The sequence below is a fragment of the Oliverpabstia sp. genome, assembly GCF_022785585.1.
Classification (GTDB): Bacteria; Bacillota; Clostridia; order Lachnospirales; family Lachnospiraceae; genus Oliverpabstia; species Oliverpabstia intestinalis.
Genome location: NZ_JALFPR010000102.1, coordinates 1 through 3,859 on the forward strand (window position 1 = coordinate 1; position 3,859 = coordinate 3,859).

General features: G+C 43.5%; 4 protein-coding genes and 1 riboswitch. All 4 genes read left to right on the forward strand.

Annotated elements, in window-relative coordinates; genetic code table 11:
* The first annotated feature begins 186 nt into the window (after positions 1-186).
* Entirely contained in the window at positions 187-2,121 is a 1,935-nt protein-coding gene (gene acsV / locus MSA64_RS07175; protein WP_287891148.1) for a corrinoid activation/regeneration protein AcsV, read from the forward strand.
* A gap of 26 nt (positions 2,122-2,147) precedes the next feature.
* A complete protein-coding gene (locus MSA64_RS07180) occupies positions 2,148-2,789 on the forward strand; it encodes a DUF3786 domain-containing protein (protein ID WP_106492513.1) in 642 nt (213 codons plus the stop codon).
* A gap of 134 nt (positions 2,790-2,923) precedes the next feature.
* A riboswitch (THF riboswitch) is annotated at positions 2,924-3,025 on the forward strand.
* Positions 3,026-3,101: 76 nt separating this feature from the next.
* On the forward strand, positions 3,102-3,644 hold the full coding sequence (locus MSA64_RS07185) for a folate family ECF transporter S component (RefSeq protein ID WP_022171443.1): 543 nt from the start codon (positions 3,102-3,104) through the stop codon (positions 3,642-3,644).
* A gap of 50 nt (positions 3,645-3,694) precedes the next feature.
* A partial coding sequence (locus MSA64_RS07190; protein ID WP_287890028.1) for a formate--tetrahydrofolate ligase occupies positions 3,695-3,859 on the forward strand: 165 nt, incomplete at its 3' end.

Genomic DNA, 3,859 nt, shown 5'->3' on the forward strand with positions numbered 1-3,859 from the left:
GAGACATACAAGCCAAAATGTCATCACCGAAGGTGATTTTTTATGCATTTTGGCTCGTAACTGTGAAGGTACTGAACAGTTACAAAAATAATTATAATACTGCTGATAATGAGGCCGTCGCCACTAGTCTTTTCAGGCTGAGGTGACAGCCTCCTTTCACAAATTCGAAAAAGAGAGGCTTAAATCATGTTTAAAGTAACTTTTCGTTTTGAAAACGGTGAGACCGTAGAGGGTTTTGCGGCAGCCGAAGAGAATCTTCTGGAGGTTGCAAGAAAAACGAATGTAGCAATTGATGCCCCTTGTTCCGGTAACGGTTCCTGCGGAAAATGTCGTGTGAAACTGTTAAAAGGAACTCTGAATTCGCCAAGAACCAGACATATTACAGAGGAAGAATATGCAGAGGGGTGGAGATTGTCCTGTGCGAGTAAAGTGGAAGATGATATCGAGGTGGAAGTACCGGATATCGCGTCTGCCTATCGCAGCAGAATGAAGGTTGCGGATTTAAGTTCCCCGGAAGAAGTAGCTATTTTTGACAATGCCAAAGCCGATGTTGAGGCGGCGGGAATCGTTCTGAAAAACGATATGGAAGTGGTAGATGTTACCATGGATGCTCCGTCTCTGGAAGATACCATGCCGGATAATGAACGGCTGATGCGTGCACTGAAAAAACAGATGCAGGCAGAACATGTGATTCTTCCATATACTGTAATCTGCAAGATGGCAGATGTGCTGCGGGAAACTAATTTTTCTGTTCGCTGTGTGATCGGAAGAACAGGAAGCCAAGGCAATGTTTTCGTCTATGATATTTTTCCGAAAGATGCTGAAGTAGTGATCGGCGGACTTGCTATTGATATCGGTACTACAACAGTATCCGCATTGCTGATCGATATGATAAGTGGTGATATCCTTGGAAAAGCATCCTCAGGAAATGGTCAGATCCGTTATGGAGCAGATGTTATCAACCGAATCATCGAATCTGCAAAACCTGGCGGAAGACGCCGCCTGCAGAAAGCGATTATTGATGAAACAATCAATCCGCTGATTCAGCAGATGTGTCGTGCGGCAAAATTCCCGAATAAACAGATCTACCGTATGTGTGTTGCCGGAAATACAACTATGAATCATTTGTTTGCCGGAGTGAATGCAGATCCGGTTCGTATGGAACCGTATATACCGACATTCTATAAGACAAATTCGCTGTATGCATCTGACCTTGGTCTGACAGTGAATCCGGATGCACACATAATTATAGCTCCGAATATCGGAAGTTATGTGGGTGGAGATATCACTGCAGGTACACTGGTCAGCATGCTGTGGAATAAACCGGAATTTTCCCTGTTTATCGACCTTGGAACCAATGGTGAACTGGTATTTGGTAACTCTGATTTCATGATGAGTTGTGCATGTTCGGCTGGTCCTGCCTTCGAGGGTGGAGATATCAGCTGTGGTATGCGTGCAACAGATGGGGCAATCGAGACATGTACTATCGATAAAGAAACTATGGAACCGTCCTTTACGGTCGTAGGAGATCCGGGACAAAAACCGATTGGTCTGTGTGGCTCAGGAATCATTGATGTGATTAGTGAACTGTTTTCCGCAGGAATTATCAATCCGAAAGGAAAATTCGTGCGGGAAGGCGAGCGTATCCACCGGGATAAATACGGTATGGGAAGCTATGTTCTGGCATTCCAGAAGGATGCAGGTGCAGAGAAAGATGTTGAGATTACAGAAGTGGATATTGACAACTTTATCCGTGCCAAAGGTGCAATTTTTTCAGCCATCCGTACGATGCTGAATTCTCTGGAATTCGATGTGTCGATGATTGAAGAAGTGTATGTAGCCGGTGGTATCGGAAGCGGCATCAATATGAAGAATGCGGTCAATATTGGAATGTTCCCGGATATTCCTCTGGAAAAATTCCATTATATTGGTAACTCTTCTCTGTCCGGTGCCTATACCATGCTTCTTTCCAAAGAGGCAGAACGCAAAACCTACCAGGTTGCATCCAATATGACGTATCTGGAACTGAGTACTGTACCGACTTATATGGATGAATTTGTTGCGGCATGCTTTATTCCGCATACGGATACCAGTATGTTCCCGTCCGTTTCTCAGCAGTAAAGACAGACATGCAGGAGAGAACAAAGATGGAATTACAGTATGAAAAAGACAGTAAGGAAAGAATTCCTTATGAGCACTATATGGAACTGTTTCAGAAAGCAGATCCGGCAGAAATCAGTGCAAGAACAGGGATTCCTTACGACAAACAATCACAGACCTTTAATCTTCATCTGTTGGGTGTTGCTTATCAGGTACATTTTCCGGATTATGTGGTAACACACGATCCGGAAAGCACGGTAGGATATTATCCTCTGGAAGCAGCAATCAATGCCCGGATTCTGGTACTTCGTTACCTGGTGGAAGGACACAGCGCTCCGTCTACCGGAAAATATCTGACGTATCGGGAAACACCGTGGGGAACTGTATATCTGAAACAGTTTCAGGGCAGATGTCTGATGCGTCTTGCTTATGGATTTGGCAACAAACAGGAGGCGTTCCGGTCTGCAATGGAAAAGATTGGTGCGACACCTCTCGAGCACGGCGATATCGCTTATGAATTCGAAGTGATTGATGGGTTCCGTGTACAGATGATCTTATGGGCAGGTGATGACGAATTTCCACCGTCATCCCAGATTTTATTCTCTGACAATTTTCCCATTGCTTTTCAGGCAGAGGATATGGCTGTAGTGGGCGATATATCAATCACTATGATAAAAGCACTGGCATAATAAAATCAGAATTTTACGGATGTATTATTTGTAGAAAAGTAACGATTCAGGAGATATGGAACCGTTACGGGAAAGATAGAAAATGGGGAATGACTTTCATTCCCGACAGTAGGAGAATGTAAATGAATAAGGATAGTAGAGTAAACATTGCGCGTAAAGTGCTTCAGGATGGGAAGTTGCCTGTTGACGAAGGAAACCGCGAAATATTTCCACGATGTAATGTTGCGTCCGCTACTGCATTAAAGATAGATTCAGTCGCTGTGTTATCTGCCTTTGGTGTAGTATACTGCTATACCTGAGAAAGGAAAACGTATGAAAAAACTGAATGTTAAAACTATCGTTTTTGCAGCTGTTTTAGTGGCAATGAATCTGGTGTTGAGCCGGGTGCTGGCAATTAATATTGGCTCCACCCTTCGAATTACAGTAAGTGCAACACCGATTTATCTGGCAAGTCTCTGGTTTGGACCGCTGGTAGGGGGAATCTGCGGTGGTCTGGGAGATCTGCTGGGATGTCTGATCCAGGGATATGCACCGAATCCATTGATTCTGGTGTCTTCTGTGCTGGCAGGTGTGATTCCTGCAGTATTTAAGAAATATGTCTTCAGGGATAAAGTGAATACCTGGAAAATAGCAGTTATGCTGATTGTTCATGGAATCGTAGGCTCTCTGGGATTTACCGTCGTAGGATTGCATGTATACTATGCGACCCCATGGAGTGTGCTGTATGCCACAAGAGTCATACAGACGATTGCACTGACAATTGCAAATACAATTCTGGTTTCTGTTTTATATCAGAGTGCACTGACTACTTATGTGAATCAGGTATTTGCTCTGCAGAGAACCAGAGAAGTATAAAAGATAACTGTAAAATAAGAAAACAGTTATCATAAAAGGAGGTAAATGATATGGGATACAAAACAGACATTGAGATCGCACAGGAATGCGAAATGAAACCGATCACCGAGATCGCAGCAAAAGCAGGTATTGATGACAAATATCTGGAACAGTACGGAAAGTACAAAGCAAAGATCGACTACAATCTGCTGAAAGAATCTGACAAAAAAGATGGT